The sequence below is a fragment of the Pseudomonas sp. FG1 genome (genome assembly GCF_034313875.1).
GTDB classification, from domain to species: domain Bacteria; phylum Pseudomonadota; class Gammaproteobacteria; order Pseudomonadales; family Pseudomonadaceae; genus Aquipseudomonas; species Aquipseudomonas veronii.
In genome coordinates this window covers 4,604,129-4,621,036 of the sequence record NZ_JAVIWP010000001.1, presented here as the reverse complement: position 1 = coordinate 4,621,036, position 16,908 = coordinate 4,604,129, and the positions used below count along the sequence as shown (strand labels likewise).

The 16,908-nt window shown below is 62.7% G+C and carries 16 protein-coding genes; 1 reads left to right on the top strand and 15 read right to left on the bottom strand.

Annotated elements, in window-relative coordinates; genetic code table 11:
* Positions 1-31: 31 nt before the first annotated feature.
* The 15 genes from RGV59_RS21090 to RGV59_RS21020 all read right to left on the bottom strand — a co-directional run bounded on the left by RGV59_RS21090 (position 32) and on the right by RGV59_RS21020 (position 15,687).
* Positions 32-1,375 carry a TolC family outer membrane protein gene (locus RGV59_RS21090; RefSeq protein WP_126585257.1) on the bottom strand — a complete coding sequence of 448 codons (1,344 nt, stop codon included), beginning with the start codon at positions 1,373-1,375 and terminating at the stop codon, positions 32-34.
* 23 nt (positions 1,376-1,398) lie between these two features.
* Complete coding sequence (locus tag RGV59_RS21085) at positions 1,399-2,916, bottom strand: DHA2 family efflux MFS transporter permease subunit (RefSeq protein WP_046489551.1); 1,518 nt, start codon at positions 2,914-2,916, stop codon at positions 1,399-1,401.
* The gene (locus tag RGV59_RS21080) at positions 2,913-3,980 is read right to left on the bottom strand and encodes an HlyD family secretion protein (RefSeq protein WP_017849071.1); all 1,068 of its coding nucleotides are present in this window, start codon (positions 3,978-3,980) and stop codon (positions 2,913-2,915) included. Before RGV59_RS21080 ends, RGV59_RS21085 begins: the two co-directional genes overlap by 4 nt.
* A 16-nt stretch (positions 3,981-3,996) precedes the next feature.
* Complete coding sequence (locus tag RGV59_RS21075; RefSeq protein WP_017849072.1) at positions 3,997-4,797, bottom strand: DUF3050 domain-containing protein; 801 nt, start codon at positions 4,795-4,797, stop codon at positions 3,997-3,999.
* 59 nt (positions 4,798-4,856) lie between these two features.
* Positions 4,857-5,813 (bottom strand): fatty acid desaturase, encoded by a 957-nt coding sequence (locus tag RGV59_RS21070; RefSeq protein WP_126585256.1) that lies wholly within the window; start codon positions 5,811-5,813, stop codon positions 4,857-4,859.
* A gap of 10 nt (positions 5,814-5,823) precedes the next feature.
* A complete protein-coding gene (locus tag RGV59_RS21065; RefSeq protein WP_017849074.1) occupies positions 5,824-6,651 on the bottom strand; it encodes an SDR family NAD(P)-dependent oxidoreductase in 828 nt (275 codons plus the stop codon).
* Positions 6,648-7,790, bottom strand: a complete 1,143-nt coding sequence (locus RGV59_RS21060; RefSeq protein WP_126585255.1) for an acyl-CoA dehydrogenase family protein — start codon at positions 7,788-7,790, stop codon at positions 6,648-6,650. The genes RGV59_RS21065 and RGV59_RS21060 overlap by 4 nt, the downstream gene beginning before the upstream one ends.
* Before the next feature lie 3 nt (positions 7,791-7,793).
* On the bottom strand, positions 7,794-8,237 hold the full coding sequence (locus tag RGV59_RS21055; RefSeq protein ID WP_126585254.1) for a type II toxin-antitoxin system RatA family toxin: 444 nt from the start codon (positions 8,235-8,237) through the stop codon (positions 7,794-7,796).
* Between the two features lie 14 nt (positions 8,238-8,251).
* Positions 8,252-9,511, bottom strand: a complete 1,260-nt coding sequence (locus tag RGV59_RS21050; protein WP_046489540.1) for an aspartate aminotransferase family protein — start codon at positions 9,509-9,511, stop codon at positions 8,252-8,254.
* Positions 9,508-10,572 carry an SDR family oxidoreductase gene (locus tag RGV59_RS21045; RefSeq protein ID WP_017849078.1) on the bottom strand — a complete coding sequence of 355 codons (1,065 nt, stop codon included), beginning with the start codon at positions 10,570-10,572 and terminating at the stop codon, positions 9,508-9,510. Before RGV59_RS21045 ends, RGV59_RS21050 begins: the two co-directional genes overlap by 4 nt.
* Positions 10,573-10,755: 183 nt before the next feature.
* The gene (locus RGV59_RS21040) at positions 10,756-11,484 is read right to left on the bottom strand and encodes a helix-turn-helix domain-containing protein (RefSeq protein WP_017849079.1); all 729 of its coding nucleotides are present in this window, start codon (positions 11,482-11,484) and stop codon (positions 10,756-10,758) included.
* 84 nt (positions 11,485-11,568) lie between these two features.
* Entirely contained in the window at positions 11,569-12,966 is a 1,398-nt protein-coding gene (locus RGV59_RS21035) for an isochorismate synthase (RefSeq protein WP_126585253.1), read from the bottom strand.
* A complete protein-coding gene (locus RGV59_RS21030; RefSeq protein WP_017849081.1) occupies positions 12,963-13,268 on the bottom strand; it encodes an isochorismate lyase in 306 nt (101 codons plus the stop codon). The genes RGV59_RS21035 and RGV59_RS21030 overlap by 4 nt, the downstream gene beginning before the upstream one ends.
* Entirely contained in the window at positions 13,265-14,035 is a 771-nt protein-coding gene (locus tag RGV59_RS21025) for a thioesterase II family protein (RefSeq protein WP_269432650.1), read from the bottom strand. The genes RGV59_RS21030 and RGV59_RS21025 overlap by 4 nt, the downstream gene beginning before the upstream one ends.
* Positions 14,032-15,687 (bottom strand): (2,3-dihydroxybenzoyl)adenylate synthase, encoded by a 1,656-nt coding sequence (locus RGV59_RS21020; protein ID WP_126585252.1) that lies wholly within the window; start codon positions 15,685-15,687, stop codon positions 14,032-14,034. The genes RGV59_RS21025 and RGV59_RS21020 overlap by 4 nt, the downstream gene beginning before the upstream one ends.
* A 222-nt stretch (positions 15,688-15,909) precedes the next feature.
* On the opposite strand from RGV59_RS21020, the gene RGV59_RS21015 reads away from it, so the two are divergent.
* Positions 15,910-16,803 (top strand): helix-turn-helix domain-containing protein, encoded by an 894-nt coding sequence (locus RGV59_RS21015; RefSeq protein ID WP_017849084.1) that lies wholly within the window; start codon positions 15,910-15,912, stop codon positions 16,801-16,803.
* Positions 16,804-16,908: the final 105 nt, after the last annotated feature.

Here is a 16,908-nt window from a genome sequence, read left to right as displayed (position 1 = left end):
GTACATGGGCTGAATGGGGCGCGCACCGGGTTCAATCGAGCAGGCGACTGACCTCACGCAGACGCACGTCGTTCAGGTTCCCCGTCGACGCCAGCAGGTTGAGCTGCGCGAGCAGAATCGCGTAGCGTTGCTGGGCCAAACGTTGCTGGGTGTCCGTGACTTTCTGCTGTGCGTCCAGCACCTCCGTGTTGATGCGCGCACCGGCCTCGAAGCCGTGGGTCACCGACGTGAGGTTGACCTGGCTGGATTTCAGCGCCTGCTTGAGCGCCTGGTATTGGCTCATGCCGCTGGTCACTTGCAGGTAGGCCTGGCGGGCCATCAGCCCGGCGCTGCGGCGCGCATCTTCGAGTTCATCCAGGGCTTTGCTCTGCAACGCATGGGCTTCGCGCACGCGGCTGCTGGTACGGCCGCCGCCATACAGTGGCACGCTCAGTTTGACCCCGACCACCGTCTGGTTATAACGATTCTCCGGCAGGGTGACGTCGTACACATCGCCGCCGACCGAGGCAAAACGGCCATGGGCGGCGATCAGGTCAAGGGTCGGCAAGTGGCCGGCTTGTTCCTTGTCGATGTCCATTTCGGCCAGGCGCTGGGCAATCTGCGCCCGCTGCACGGCGAGGTTGCCTTGTTGCGCGGTGGTGGCCCAGGCGCCGATCGCGGCGGGCACCGGAGTGCTGAATTGTGGCTCCTTGCCCGACCATGGGCGCGCCTGGGCGGCGGTCAATTGGGTGAGGGCTTCGGTGGCGATATCCAGCGCGCCGCGTGCGGCGATTTGCTCGGCGAAGGCCTGGTCGTATTTGGCCTGAACCTGTTCGAGCGCGTTGTGGGTGCTGGCGCCGTCGGCCAACAAACGCCGGGTGCGGTCCTGGCTCTCCTGCAGGGTTTGCAACTGTTGCGTGCGGGTGTTCAGCAGTTCCTGGTTAAGCAGTACGTCGAAGTAGGCGCGGGCGACACGCAGCATCAGGTCCTGGCGCGCCTGTTCGGTCTGCACCTCGCTGGCGCTGATCATCAGTTTGCTTTGGTCGTGGGCAACCACACTCTGCCAGCGCAACAGCGGTTGGGTGAGAACCACGGCATAGGCGTTGGTGTTATTGCGGTTGCGATGGTAGTCGGACGAATCCTCGGCATCGACCCACGCCGCGCCGCCGGTGACCGACAGGTCCGGTAACAGGTTGGCACGGCTTTGCGGTTCTTTTTCCGCGGTGGCCAATTGTTGCGCCTGCGCGGCGGCGAACTTCATGTCGTGGGTCAGCGCCTTCTGGTACAGCTGGTACAAGTCTTCCGCCGCCGCATTGGCCGGGCAGCAGGCGAGGCTGAGGCCGCACAGGAAAGTGAGCAGTGTGATCGGGTCGAGATGCAGCCCTGGAATACGCAAGGGGATGTGCTCCACTGGAGAAGTTATCGGCTGAGGGTGCTTCTGCGCATCATCAGCACCATGGGAATGCCGATGGCCATGACCGCGCCCAATGTGCCGAACAGCATGCTGAAGGCCAGCATTTGCGCTTGTTCACGCGCTTGCAGGTAAGGCATCAGCGCCAAGGCTTGTTGATGGCTTGCAAGGTTCAGGGACAGAAACAGCGGGTTGGATTCCACGCCGCCCCAGCCGCTGGCAACCAGGCTGGACTCGGTCACATGCTCGGACAGCAGGCGATAGCGCTCCCACGAAAACCGCGTGAGCAGGGTTGCAGCAATGGCGATGCCGACGCTGCCGCCCAGTTGGCGCATCAGGTTGAGCACGCCCGAGGCGCCCGAGATCAACGTCAGCGGCAGACGGCGCATGGCCAGGTTGGTCAGCGGTACGAAGATCATGCCCAGGCCCAGGCCGCGAATCACCAGGGGCCAATAGAGCGTGTCCGGGTTGCTGTCGAGGGTGAACTGGGTGTGCAGGAACATCGCATAGCAGTACATGACGATGCCCAAGGTCACGAACACGCGCTCGTCGATCTTGTTTTCCTGGGACAGCTTGCCGATCACCAAGGTGCTGATGGCACTGGCCACCGCCCCGGGGAAGATCACCAGCCCGCTCTGGTACGCGCTCTGTGCCAGCAACGTCTGCAAAAACAGCGGCACCATGAATAACGTGCTGTACAGCCCGAAACCCACGCAAAACGCGCAGATGCAGCCCATCAAAAACTCGCGGTTCTGAAACAGCGCCACGTTGACGATCGGGTTGGTCGCGCGCCGTTCCCACCAGAAGAACCCCACCAGGCTGAAGCTGCTGAGCAACAGGCAGGCAACCGTCCAGTTCGATTCCATCCAGTCCCAATGCTCGCCGCGCTCCAGCAGGATCTGCAGGCTGCCGACGCCCAGGGCCAGCAGGCAGAAGCCGCTGTAGTCGACGCTGCTGGGTTTGCTTTCATTGGCGGAATCGCCGATGCACAGCCAGCACAGCAGCAGGGCCACGGCACCGATAGGCAGATTGATCAGGAATATCCAGTGCCAGGACAAGGTGTCGATCAGATAGCCGCCGACGGTGGGGCCCAACGTCGGCCCCATCATCACGCCAACGCCGTACAACGCCATGCCGCTGCTGACCTTCTCCTTGGGGAATACGTCGTAAATGATTGCCTGGGAAATCCCCAGCAACCCGCCGCCCGCCAAGCCTTGCAGTACGCGGAACGCCACCAGTTGCCAGAGTTCGGCGGAAAAGGCGCAGCCCACAGATGCCAGCACGAACACCGCCGTGGAGACCAGGTAATAAGTGCGCCGCCCGAACCAGGCCGACAGCCAGCCGCTGACCGGCAGGATCACCACGTTGGCCACCACGTAGCCGGTGGACACCCAGGAGATTTCATCGACCGACGCCCCGTAGGTGCCCATCAGGCTGGGAATCGCCACGTTGACGATGGTCACATCGAGCAGCTCCATCATCGACACCAGCGTCACGGTCAGCGCAATCAGATACGGCGACTTCATAACGTGTGGCTGCCGTGCTGTTGCGTGGCGACTTCGACGAAGGCGCTCATGCCGGGGCTCAACAAGGCTTTGTAGTCATCCGGCACGTCTTTGAGGGCAATCCTGACCTGCACGCGCTGCACCACCTTGGTGAAGTTGCCGGTAGCGTTCTCTTGGGGCAGCAGGGAAAACTTTGCGCCGGTAGCCGGTGCGAGGCTCTCGACCACCCCGTCGAAAGCCTGCCCGGGAAACGCATCCACAGTGACCTTGGCCAACTGGCCGACCCGCACGCGCCCGACCTGGGTTTCCTTGAAGTTGGCGGTAATCCACAGCGGGTCGGTGGCAATCAGGCTCAATAGCTTCTGCCCGGCGACCACGAATTGGCCCGGCTCGACTTCTTTTTTCGAGACGATGCTGCGCACCGGCGCGGTTTGACGAGTGTCGTGCAGCTTGATCCGGGCCTGTTCCAGTTCGGCTTGCGCCGCCGCGATCCGGTAGTCCTGCACTTTCAGTTCGGCTTTGTTGGCCAAGGTGCTTTGCGCGGCAGCCTGGGCATTGCCGCGTGCCACTTCCTGGGCGTGGCTCAGGGCGTCGAAACGCGCCTTGGCCACCTCGAGATCCTGGGTGCTCAACACCCCTTGCGCGCCCAGGCGGCGGGCGCGCCCGTAATCGTTGCGCGCCTGCTCCAGATTGGCGCTGGATTGTGCCAGCGCCGCTTGCGCCGCCTGGCGCATTGCGACCGCGCCGAGGACCTGGCTGTCCAACGCACCCGGACCGCCGCCGCGCCCTGCGGCGGCAAGCAACGCCTGCCATTGCGCCTCACGCTGCTCGACCTGGTATTGATATTCGCTGTCGCGGATCTGAAACAGCAGATCACCGCTTTGCACCGTGACGTTGTCTGTCACCGGCACGCTCATCACCACGCCCGAGAGCTTGGCGCGCACCGGAATGATCACGCCATCGAGCTCGGCGTTATCGGTACTCACGTAAGCGTTGGAATACTGCCAACGCTGCCAGCCGAGCAGCAGTAACCCACCGACCACAACGCCGCACAGTGTCAGTTTTATCAATTTACCTTTGGTCATGTCCTGCTCCCTGTGGTCATGCGAGGCTTAGGCACTCAGGGCGGTCCGTGGCGTGTTGCGCTTTGTGCTGCAGGAAGTGATGCACGCCATCCCACAAATCGATGCGCGATTTGATCGCGGTCTTGGCGCTTTCGACCATGTGCTGGTGCTGCACAGGGGTGGTGACGATTTCAGCGATGATGCGTTTAGCGGCCGGGCCGTGATCGTCGCCATCCATTTCGATGTGGCGCTTCAAGTAATAGGTGAGCATCGGCACCTCGGTTTCGCTGACCGACCATTGCGACAGCAGGCGTCCGAACATGTCGGGGATGATGTCTTCACGGCCAAAGAAGAAGTACGCCAGCACCGCTTCGGTGGTGCCGTGTTGCGCCACATCGAGCGTCTGGCACATGAACACTTTGGCCGCCAATGGGATATCGCGGTCGCTGAGGGCCTTGGCCAGCGGTTCCTTGGCCTGGATGGCAGCGAGGAAACGGCGGAATACCGAGCTGTCGGCGCCGATTTCATCCATGGCGGTCAGGTACAGGTCCAGGTGGCTGATAAAGCCGCCATCGGGGTGTTCGTCGGTTTCTTCGCCGACCACGATTTCATTGATCAAGCGCGCCGCCGTGATATGCGTTGGCGGTACCCATGGCAACTCCACACAGGTGAGGTCGCGCTGGATGCGCTTGAGCAGGGTCATGAAGTCCCATACGGCAAACACATGAAATTCCATCAGTGTGCGTACATCTTCAACGGTGCGGATATTGGCGAAAAGCGGGTGGCCGAATAACTGGGCGCGCTCGGTTTCAATGTGGCGGTCGATATCAAAAGGCATAGCAGCTCCTGCGGCCTGGTGGTTCAGGCCAAAATCCATGGGAAAAGTAAGGGGGCCGTTCAGTCGTTCAGCGTGTCGCCACGGTAAGGATGGCGACCGCAGGCGTACTTGAAGGACGGTATGAAGCGTGTTTCCAGCAGGTATTGCCGGTCTGCGTACCACCCCGCGTCCAGCAGTTGGCGGTGGACCTTGGGCAGGCGCCAGCACGGCACCGCTGGATAAAAGTGATGCTCCAGGTGAAAGTTCGCGCCGGCGTGCAGCCAGGTGCTCAGGCGCGAGGTACGCGAGCGGGCAGGGGGCTGGTCATGGCCCTCGCTGAAGGCATGTTCCTGATAGGCATTGACTGCCGAGAGCAGGAACGCAACCGCCAGGCTCAAGGCAAACCCAAGCAGCAGCCCGTCGATCTGCCACAGGGCGACCGCGTACACGCTCAACCAGCCGACCTGGCACGCGATATTGCAGCGCGCCAGTCGTCGCACCTGGGCTGCGCTCAAAGGCGAAGGCAAGGGCGATGGGCTGACCGGCGGGCCGAAGGCCAGGCGCAACGTCGCCTGCAGATAGTTCGAGGTGGCCATCAACCGTGACAGCGCAAGGCGGCTAAACAGGCTCCGATAACGCGAGAAGTGCCGATAGTCCGGGTCCTGTTCGCTGTTGCTGTAGCGATGGTGTTGCCAATGGTCGACGAAGTAACCGGTCACGCAGAATCCAGGCAGCAACGAACTGGTGAAAATGCCCAGGTAGCAACTGTGCATAGGCCTGCTGCTCAGGTTGAAGTGGAAACCTTCATGCCCGAGGATCGCTTGCAGAAACCACCCGTACCCGGCCAGCACGCAAAGGGGCGAGCACAGCAACACCCACAGGGTGGAGGCCGTGTTCGCCACCCACACAAACAGCGCGAGGGGCAGCAGGAAGAGGCACAAGGCGTAACCGATGATCAACAGGGACTCACCCGACCGGGCCTTGAACAAGGCGCGATCGAGGCTGACCTGAGGCTTGCTGTGGAGTTGTCTGGCCATTGGCAACGCGTTACTCGATCAGTTCAGGTTTGAGCGCGAGGTGCCCGCCGCGGGTCAGCGTGCGCAGGCGCAGGGCGATAAAGGCGTCGACCACACTTGGTGCGATACGCGCGGTGTACATGGCCAGCGTGCCCATAAAGGTCAGCCCGCGGTTGCGCAGGCCGTCTTTTTGGCAGGCGCGAACCAGACCATCGGCGGCGGCATCGAGTTTCTCTTCGAGAGACAGCAGGGTCCTGTCACCCCACATGAACGTCACCAGGCGCTTGACCGACAAACCCACGCGCTGGGCGGGCAAGTGAATGGCGGTGTCGATAAAGCCCGGGTACACGGTGACCACGTCGAGCTGCCCGCGATATTGCATGCGCAGCACGTCCGAATAAGCACTCAGCGCGCGTTTGCTGGCAGCGTATGCGGCCACATAAGGCGCGTTCACCAGGGCAAACAGCGACGACACGTTGACCACTTTGCCGCGCTTGCGCAGCAACCCCGGCAGGAACCCGGCCACCAATTGCCATGGCGCGAACAGGTTCACATCCACCGCGCGGGTGACTGCGTCGGTGACGCCGGTTTCACCACGTTCCAGGGTCAGGGTGCCGGCGTTATTCACCAGGATATCGATGTCGCCGAAGTCGGTGCTGATGGCGCCAATCACCTGCGCCAGCGCCGTTCGGTCACACAGGTCGACTTGATAAAACCCATCCAGCAACCCGGGCTCTTGTGGCGCAAGAATGTCCAGGCCGATCACAGTGGCGCCCTGTTTTTTCAATGTGCAGGCCGCCGCGTAACCGAGGCCGCGCGCGGTTCCGGTGATCACGACGATTTTTCCGAGCAGGTTCATGGGTGCGCTCCGGCGATGCTGAAGGTTGAGTGGGACAAGTAGGTGTCGAGGTTGCTCGCCATCGAGATCTTCGCCGGCGGGTGAAACTGCAGGCCACGGCAGGCCATCAACCAGTTCGAACTCTGGTTGCTGGTGATAAACGCCATCCCACCGAGCATGGCGTGGGCCTGGTCCGAAAGCTCGGTGAGCAGTTGTTCGATGCCGTAGCGCACCAGCAGCAGGCGGGCCAGCACGTTCGGCAGGTCTTGCGGGTTGCGTTCGATATCCAGCGCCGCGCCTTCCAGGGCACTGATCGCCAGTTGCAGATGAGCCGCCAGCTCCACGCGGTGATGGGGCGTCCAGCGCCCGGCCTCGATCACAGACTCGACCAAACCGGCGCAGGCCCCCACGTAGGACGCGCAAATCAACAGCTCGAACCAGATGAAACCGACGGTTTGCACGTCGCCCAACAGGTGTTTGTAGCCGGCGGAAAACAACATGCGTTCGGGCACGAAGACTTCGTTGAGGCGCACCTCGATGCTTTCGGCGGCGGCCAGTGCGCTGTTCTGCCAGAACGGCGACCGCGTGATGCCCGGTGCATTCGCCGGAATCAGTGCGACCATCAGCTCTTCGCCCTCGGCGGTCTGGCGGGTGTAGCTGGCGGTGAGCAAGTCCATCGACTGCCCGAGGCAGCAGGGCTTTTTGCTGCCGCTGAGCAATACACCTTCAGGGGTTTGCAGCGCCTGCATGTTCGAATCGAGAATGCCGGCGCCCGAGTTGCCTTCGGCAAACCCCGAGGACAGCAGCAAGCGCTTTTGTGCGACCGCCGCCAACAGCAAACCTTCGGCGCCGCCGCCGTTCTGGGTGAGGGCCAACAGGCTCGCCACGGAAAACTGATGCATGGTGCTGGCCACCGCCAGCGAGGGTGAACGCGCGCCCAGGGCGATCTGCACATGCACGGCATCAAGGATGCCCGCGCCCAACCCGCCCGCGGCGCGGTTGACCAACAGGCCGACCGGCCCTTGTTGCTTGAACAGGGCGATGACTTCGCTAGGCGGCGCTTCGCGTTCGGCGAATGCGATGCTCGCCAGGCGTTCGTCAAAACCTGGGGCGTAGCTGTGCAGCAAGGCACGCGAGCGATTCAACAGTGAAAGGGACATGGTTCAGGCCTTCAAGTAACTCGCCGGGAACAGACCGGTGATGATCGAGTGAATGTTGTCGCGGATGGCTTTGTGGGCCACGGGGTCGAGCATGTCGGCGAGCATCGGCAGGCCCAGGTCAAAGCGCGACGCGAAGGTGATGACCGCGTCTTTGCCGTCCGGCAACACTTGCCAAGTGCCGGAGAAGTGATCGACATCGCCGCTCATTTGCTCGAAGTGGATTTCCCGGGTCTGGGCATTGAACGTGTCACGCTCCTGCCACTTGAGAATGCCGCTGTGGAAATTGACTTCCCAGGAGGTGAGCGACACCTGGTCGCTGACCTTATTGATCGTGATATTGCGCACCGACTCGCACAGCTCGACGTAGTTGCTGAAGTCGCTGATCACGGCAAAGACTTCATCAGCGCAGGCACTGGGGATATGGGCCAGTACGTTGACTTCTTGCATGGGGGAAACTCCAATCAAAGGGATGGTATTGAGGTGGTCAGCGCGTGGGCGAACCCCTCGATCAACCGATTGCAATCCTGGGCTGTCAGCAGCGGGGAAGGCGTGAGCCTGACGACCCGGTGGTCATTGAGCGAGTGGCACACAATGATTTGCTGTTCGATCAGGGCCATGACCATGTTCGCGGCGACCGAGGCGTCGCTGAATTCAAAGCCCAGCAACAAGCCGGCACTGCGCAACTTGACGCGCTCGGCCAGGCCCCTCTGCTGCAACAGCGCGCTGAAGCGGGCGTGCAGGTCCTGGCCCATCAGCCGGGCACGTTCCACGAGGTCTTCCTGCACCATCACTTGCAACGTGGCCTGCACGGCCGCCATGGCCAGCGGGTTGGCGCCGAAGGTCGAGGTATGCACCGTGGGGTTGCGGTTGAACGGCGCGTAAATCGCCGCGCTGGCGACCATGGCACTGACCGGCACGCAGCCACCGGACAGGCTTTTGCCCACCAGCATGATGTCGGGCACCACCTGTTCCTGGTCGCATGCCCACCAATGGCCGGTACGGCCCATGCCGGACTGGATTTCGTCGATGATCAGCACGGCGTCGTACTGGTCGCACAGTGCGCGGACACGTGTCAGGTAGCCTGGCGGCGCGAGGATCACACCCGCTTCGGCCTGGATCGGTTCGAGAATCACACAGGCCTTGTCCGCTGAAGCGCGCAATTGCTGTTCCAGCGCGGCGCTGTCGCCGAAGGGGACGAACGTGCTTTCACTGAGCAGGCCGCTGAACGGCTCGCGGTAGCTTTCGCGGCCGGTGACGGCGAGTGCGCCGAGGGTCTTGCCGTGGAAGCCGCCGAGGGTCGACAGCGTGCGGCGGCAGCCGTTGAGCCGGGCGAGTTTCAGGCCGGCTTCGGTGGCCTCGGCACCTGAGTTGCAAAAGAACACATAGTCCAGGTTGCCAGGGCAATGCGCAGCCAGGGCTTGCGCGGCGAAAGCCTGTTGCGGGTTGAGCAACAGCTTGCTGGCCAGGGCGTTTTGCTGCAGTTGCCGGGTGACGGCCGCCACCACCACCGGGTGGCCGTGGCCGAGGAAAAATACGCCATAGCCGCCGGCATCCAGGTACTTGCGGCCTTGGCTGTCGTAGATATAGACGCCATGGCTGGACTGTTCGATCGGCAAATTCATCAACGACGCAAGGCGCGCATACCCTGAATTCACGTGCTGGCGGAAGTACTGGTCGACCTGTGCGGCGTCGGCTGCGGGTTCGGTAAGAAGCGGGTTCATGCGACTGACGCCTGTGCGACGGTTGGCATCGGCTGCTTGAGCATGCGCGTCAACGCGCCCAGCTTGGGCGCCAAGTGGTTGAGCGAGAGCAATAACTCACGGCTGACATCCCGTGCGCTGAACGCCGGTTCGCCGAGCAACTCAGGGAGTGACGTGGGCAGTGGTGTACGCAGGCAGGCATAGCGACACAGCTGGTTGGCGCGGCCCAGCGCGGCCTGGATATTGCCGGTCAATGCCGGGAGGAACACTGGGCGGATCAGCCGCTCATAAATATCCGGCGCCATGCAGCGCGGCCGGGTGAAGGCTTGGGCCTGGGCTTCCATGGATTGGCACATCAGGTCCAACAGACCGTTGAGATCAAGCGCCTGCGGGCCGCTGGTGAGAAAGTAGTCTGCGCCGATCAAGCGCTGGCGCAACGCGTTGGCAATCGCCCGCGCCGCCACGTCACGGGCGATCAAGTCGATATACCCGGCAGGCGGGCAGGGCACGATAGGCAGCACGCCAGACATCATCAGCCCCATGGTCATATGAAACCCCTGGAAGTTGGGCATGTGCCCGCTGTCCGAGTCGCCGATGATGATGGAGGGACGAAAGATCGAAACATCGATACCTGCCGAGCGCACCAGCGTTTCAGCCTGGCGCTTGGCGACTTCGTAAGGCGTTTCTGCTTGCACGCCTTCGTAGTAGTCGCACGGATGGGTGAAGGCGGTGCTGATGTGGTAAAGCGGCACGTTGGCTTGCTGGACAAAGTTCACGACGTTTTCGGTGCCGAGGTAGTTCACCGAAAAGATCTGGTCGATATCGCCATCCATGCGGGTCACCGCTGCGGCGTGGATCACCCAATCGACACGCTTGAGCAGCGCTTCATAAGCGCCGACGTCCAGCCCCAGTCGCGGGCTGCATATATCGCCCTTGAGCACCTCCACGCGCGGGTGGCGAATGCGGCTTTTACGCGCCAGGCATACCAGGTCAAAGTCCTCTGCCAGGCAGTCGATCAGTGATTCACCGAGTACGCCTGAGCCACCCGTGAGAAGGACGGTTAATTTTTGCTGTTCTGACATGTAGGACGCTTCCTGCGGACTCATCGAAAGAATTAACGGTGCGTTCCGCCAAATCCCGGGCACGGATACCCCTGGCGAACACTCTTGCATTCACTGTCGGTAGCGCTGAGGTGCTGTGTGAGGCCGGCAATCAGCGCTTATCGTTTTCGCGAATAAGATGCGATCGATATTGGCTTTTTGATATCAATGCGTCTTGAACGAAACGCTTGTCTTTCGCAAAACCCTGGCAGCGGTGCGGGGCGTCATGCCAATCATGCGGCGCATGATGCGGGCCAAGTGCGCCTGGTCGGAAAAGCCGCCGTCGGCAGCGGCATCCGACAAGGTGGAACCGTCAGCGAGGGATTTGGACGCGCGCTCGAGTTTGTTCCAGATGATCCATTGGGACAGCGACACGCCCATCTGGTGCGTGGCGACATAGCGCAAGCGCGGGCTGGACAGGCCGACCGCACTCGCGGCGCGGCTGACGGAGCCCGGACCGTCGCGGTCCAGGCGCAGAATGTTCAAGGCCTTGTAGAGGCGTTGGTCGATGGGCGACGTAATCGCCAGCAAGCGCCCCAGCGCTTCCACAAACTGAGACAGGGAGCTGGAGTGGCGAAAGCACTCGAGCAGTTCGTCACTGGCCAGGGCGATGCCATTGTCTTGCAGCAACGCGTTGAGCGCACGCCCCAACGGGGTATCCGGGTTGACGTAGACAAAGGCCACCGGATGAATGTCGGGCACGGCACGGTGCTCGACATTGGGCCCGATGATCACGCCGGCCGCGCGGATCGACTGGCCGGGCAGCTCCAGGGTGACGGGCTGGTGTACGCCGATGCACAGCTGAATGGCAACATGGGAGTGGGCAGTGTTCTGATCCGCGCGGCCAATGTAGCCGGCCCATGAATCACCAAAGGTAACGTTGCCATCCCACATGTAAGGTCTTCCTGACTCAGAGGGTGAATTTTCCGTGTGCAGGGTAGGCCTGCGCCGGACTTGATTCAAGCATCGGGCAGCGGGTTATACCTGCAACGCGGCGCGCATGCCCGCCAATTTGATGCAGGTTTCGTCGTATTCGCTGGCAGGGTCGGAGTGTTCGACGATGCCACAGCCGGCAAATAGACGGGCTTGGTTACCGTTGAGCAAGGCGCTGCGCAAACCGACGATGAATTCGCCGTTGCCGTGGGCATCCAGCCAGCCTAACGGCGCCGCGTACCAGCCACGGTCAAAGCCCTCGAATTGGCGAATATGCTCCAGCGCCTGGCCGCGCTCATGGCCGCCGACGGCGGGCGTCGGGTGCAGGACTGCGACCATGTCCAGCAAACTGCTCTGCGGGCGCAGTGCGCCTTCGATCAGCGTCGCCAAGTGCTGCACGCGGCTGAGCCGCTTGATGTGCGGCGCCGGGGGAACGTGCAACGGGCGTACCCAGGGCGCCAGGTCACGCTGAATGATCTGCACCACCACGGCATGCTCATGCTGGTTCTTCTGGCAGTCGAGCAGCGTTTGCGCCAGTTGTGCATCCTGCTCCGGGCAGGGATCGCGCCGGGCTGTGCCCGCCAGCGCCAGGGTTTGCAGGTGACCGTTGTGCAGTTTGACCAGGCGCTCCGGGGAGGCACCGATAAAACACGCGTGGTGGCGTCGAAACGCAAACAAGTACGCCGTGGGGTCGTTGATCGCCAGGGCAGCCAAGGTGCGCCCGGCACTGATAGGCCGGGAAAATTCGCTGACCACTTCCCGCGCCAGCACCACCTTGTTCAACGCGGTGTCGCGCAACACGTCCAGGGCATGCGCGACTTTGCTTTCCCAGCAGGCCCGCGGCAGGCTCTGGTCGCGGGTGTGCTGCCGTGCAGCCGTCGGGGGCGCGCCGCTGACGTAGCGATCCATCAGCGTGTTCCACTCCTTCAGTACGTGCTCGCAACAGCAACGCGCCGCATCGCTGGGCGCGACGCGCTGTTGGCACACCAGCCAACAGTCTGCACCGTCGCGCACCAACAATAGCGTCATCAGCCACAGGGACGCATCGCCAAAACCCTGCCAGGCGGGGCTGGCCTTGACCTGATGATCGAATCGAAAGCCGCCGCACACCGAAGGCGCCAGCGGGCCGTGTATCACTGCGCTTTGCAGCCAGTGTCGCCATTGCGCATCGACCGAGGCAAAACGCTGAGGGCCCGCGCTGCTCAGCTCCGCCGCCACCCCCCAGCCGAACAGGCTTTTGTCGTCTTCCGGGGCCCGCCAGAACAGGCACTCGGCGCCAGGTTGGTCGACGCTGCCAAACAGCGCCAGCAAGTCCAGCGGGGCGATCCTCATCGAGTAACTGGCCAACACCGGTTCACCTTGTTCGACGGCACGCCGCTGGGCGTGCTCGAACACCTCGGTCATCCCCTCGGCATGGGCGTGCAACTGTGCAAAGGCCCTCATGCCAGCGTTCTCATCGCGCGCCAGTGCAACACTTGCTGGCCGATGTACCAATGGATGATCTGGGCAAACAGGGTTTCGACGAAGTGCGGGTCCAGCCCGGCCTGCTCGGCCCACTCGCGGCGTTGCGGGAGCATCTGGGCAACACGTTCGGGCGCGGCGATGCTGCTTTCGGTCGGCTTGAAGCGCGCGGCGGCTTTGACGTAAGCCATGCGTTGGCGCATGAGGTCGATGATCTGGTGGTCCAGTGAATCGATGGCGTGACGGATGTCCTGCAGGCCATCACAGGCGTCGGGGGTTTTCATTGACAGGTTTCCTTCAAGGAGGGCGATGGGGTCGACAGCGTCGCGACGATGGCGTCGATGAGTGCCTGGCGCTGTTCGACCAGGTAAAAATGTCCGCCTTGCCAGCGTTGCAGGTGCAGTGGCTGGTGGCTGGCGGCTTGCCAGGCCATGGCTTCATCAAGCTCGATTTCCGGGTCTTGCTCGGGGTAGAACACCCCGATGCGGCTCTTGAGTGGCCGCGGTTGTGTACAGGTGTAGGTTTCAACGATGCGGTAATCGTTGCGCAAGCCGGGCAGGAACAATTCGCACAGGGCCGGGTTCTCCAGCAACGCATTGGGGCGCTCGGCCAGGCGCCGCACATCGTCCAGCAAGGCCGCGTCGGGGCCCAGGTGCAACTGCCCGCCGCGTTGGCGCTGCGGCGCCGGGTGGGCGGACACGAACAGGTGGTCGACGGCGATTGCCCGTTGTTCCAGGCGCGTCGCCACTTCATACGCCACCACCGCCCCCAGGCTATGGCCGAACAACACCAGCGGCCGGTCGGCGTAACACGACAACGCGTGCGCGGCACCGTCGGCGAGGCGCTGCATGTCGGTCAGGCACGGCTCGCTGAAACGGTCTTCGCGGCCCGGGTATTGGATGGCCAACAGGTCGATGTCGGCGGGCAGGGCATGGACCCAGTCGCGGAAGAAACTCGCACTGCCCCCGGCATGCGCGAAACACACCCATCGCCAGCGTGGCATGGGCGTGAGTCGATAAGCGCGTACCCAGCGTTCGTCGTGCAGGTTCACGAAGCGGCACTCTGCAGCCAGGCCTGGCGCAGGCGCTCGCGCAGGTCTTTGCGGCTGACTTTGCCCACGCCGGTGTGCGGGAAGTGTGCGACGAACTCGATACGGTCCGGCACCTTGAACGCCGCCAGGCCGTGGCCGCGCAGGTAATGCTTGAGTGCGAAGGCCGAGGGCGCCGGGTCACGGGCGACGATAAAGGCACAGGTGGATTCGCCGAGCACCGCATCCGGCATCGCCACCAGCGCGGCGTCGTGTACCTGGGGATGGCCGATCAGCAGGTTCTCCACTTCTTCGGCAGCGACTTTTTCACCGCCCCGGTTGATCTGGTCCTTGTCACGACCTTCGACCACCAGGTAACCGTCGGCGGTGCGCCTGACCCGATCACCGCTGCAATAGAATCCATCGGCGGTGAACGCCCGGGCATTGTGTTCGGGCAGGCGATAGTAGCCGCGAATGGTGTAGGGGCCGCGCACTTGCAGTTCACCCACTTCACCCTCGGGCACCGGTTGGCCCTGTTCATCGACAATGCGTACTTCGTCATCGGCGCTCAGCGGACGGCCCTGGGTATGCAGCAGCAGATCCGGGCGGTCATCCAGGCGGGTAAAACACAACAACCCCTCGGCCATGCCCAGCACTTGTTGCAAGGTGCAGCCCAGCGTCGGCGTGACCCGTTCTGCCGCGCTGCTGAGCAATTTCGCACCGCCCACTTGCAGCACGCGCAGGCTGGACAGGTCGGCCTGGCGCTGGTCCTGGGCGTCCAGCCAGAGCATCGCCAGCGGCGGCACCAAGGCGGTGACGGTGACCCGCTGCTCGCTGATCAGCGCAAAGCAGGACTCCGGGTCCGAGCGGCGCGTACACACCACGCGCCCACCGGCCAGCAGGGTGCCGATCACACCCGGGCAACACAGGGTGAAGTTATGCGCCATGGGCAACGCGGTGAGGTAAACGGTGCGCGCATCCAGTTCGCAGACTTCGCTGCTGGCGCGCACGTTATAGAGGTATTCGGCGTGCCGCCTCGGGATCAACTTTGGCGTGCCGGTGGTGCCTCCCGACAGCTGGAAACACGCCACGGCGTCGGCGCGACCGGCGTCGCGTTCCAGCGGCGCGCTGTTGTAAAGCCCACTCAACGCGGTGAACTCCTGCGCGTCGCCGTCGATCACCACATGGCGCAACAGCGGGTTGGCAGCGGCCAGTCGGCGCGCCATCGAGCGGCAATCAAAGCCCTCCAATTGTGCGCAGCCGATGTAGGCCGAGGCTTGGGCAAAGCCACAAAAGCCGCCGATCTCATGTTGACGGTGGGCGGGCAGGGCGAGGATCGGCCGGGCGCCCAGGCGGAACAACGCAAAGCACACTTCGATAAACGCAGCGCCGTTGGGCAAGTGCACCAGCACATTGTCGCCCTCTGCGATCCCCAGCGCGTGCAAACCGCCAGCCAGGCGCCGGCAGCGGTCTGCCAGGCTGCGGTAATTGAGGTGCAAGGGGCCGTCGGTTATCGCAATGGCCGATGGGGTGCGCGCGGCGACCGTATCGAGGGCCTGAGCGAAGGTCTGGTCTTGCCAGTAACCGGCCTGGCGGTAGCGTTCGGCGAACGCGGCAGGCCAGTCGGGCGCGTCGCCAACGCTGTCTGAATCGGGTGCGCAGGTGTGCAATGACATGGAATCCCCTATTTGTAGAAATAATTGGCTACAAACATCTAAATGAGATCTATTATCATTGTCCTTCGCCGAGCGCTTCTCAACGCCAAGGCTTTCGGACCTGTGACTTTTTCATTAGATGAAATACACAGCGGCTATAAACAGGGAGGTTTACGGTTTAAAAGCCTCCTCCTCATTCAGGTCAGGCCCCGCGTAATGGCCTCAGGATCAAGGGAAAACCCAATGACTATTACGATCATCGCCCCCAGTCGACAAGAGACGCAGGCCGAACCCAAGGGCAACCAACCCGGAACGGTCTACCTGGACCCGCACATGACCCTGGTCACCGGCACGTTGTGGTCAGACAGCGAAAACTGGGTCGAGGACCCGCTGGAGCGCGGCCTCAAGTTGATTCTGGTGCAAAGTGGCGAGCTGTCGTGCCGCATCCCCGGGCACAGCGAGCAGTCGATCAAGGGGCCGAGCCTGTGCACCATCGTCAACGACGGCGAGTTCACCTCGTCGCAGATCTACGGCACCACCACGCCACTGCGCTACACCATCGTTCAGCTGGACCTCGAATCCCTCGACCGCCATCTCGGCCTGGCCCCGCGCAAGCTCCTCAGCAGTGGCGGCGGCGACCCGTACATGATGGTGCGCCCGGCTCCGCGCGCGATGCAGGCACTGGCCACGCAAATTGCAACATGCCCGATGCAGGGCCCGAGCCGCTCGTTGTACCTGGGTGGCAAGGCGCTGGAATTGACCGCGTTGAGCGCGCAGTTCCTGCTCGGTGAGCGCGGGCAGCCGGAGCATAAGCTGCGCATCACCTCGTCGGATGTGGAGCGTGTACACGCCGCCCGGGACCGTCTGGTGCGCTCGCTGCTCGAACCGCCCAGCCTGAACGCCCTGGCCAGTCACGTGGGCATGAGCCCGCGCAAACTGACGGCGGGGTTTCGCAAAGTGTTCGGTACCAGCGTGTTCGGCTACCTGCACGAACATCGTCTCAACGAAGCCCACCGCATGCTCAGCGACGAGGAAAGCAATGTGTCTACCGTCGCCTACGGCGTGGGATTCAGCCCGGCGCATTTTTCCATTGCCTTTCGCAAACGCTACGGTGTATCGCCGAGCGAAATCCGTTGATCACGGCACGGTGTCTCTGAATCGAATGAAAAGGCCTGTTTATCTAAAGCCCTGAGCGCTTTCTGAAAAACCGCTTGCGATAGAGTTCCAATTGAGAATGGCTTC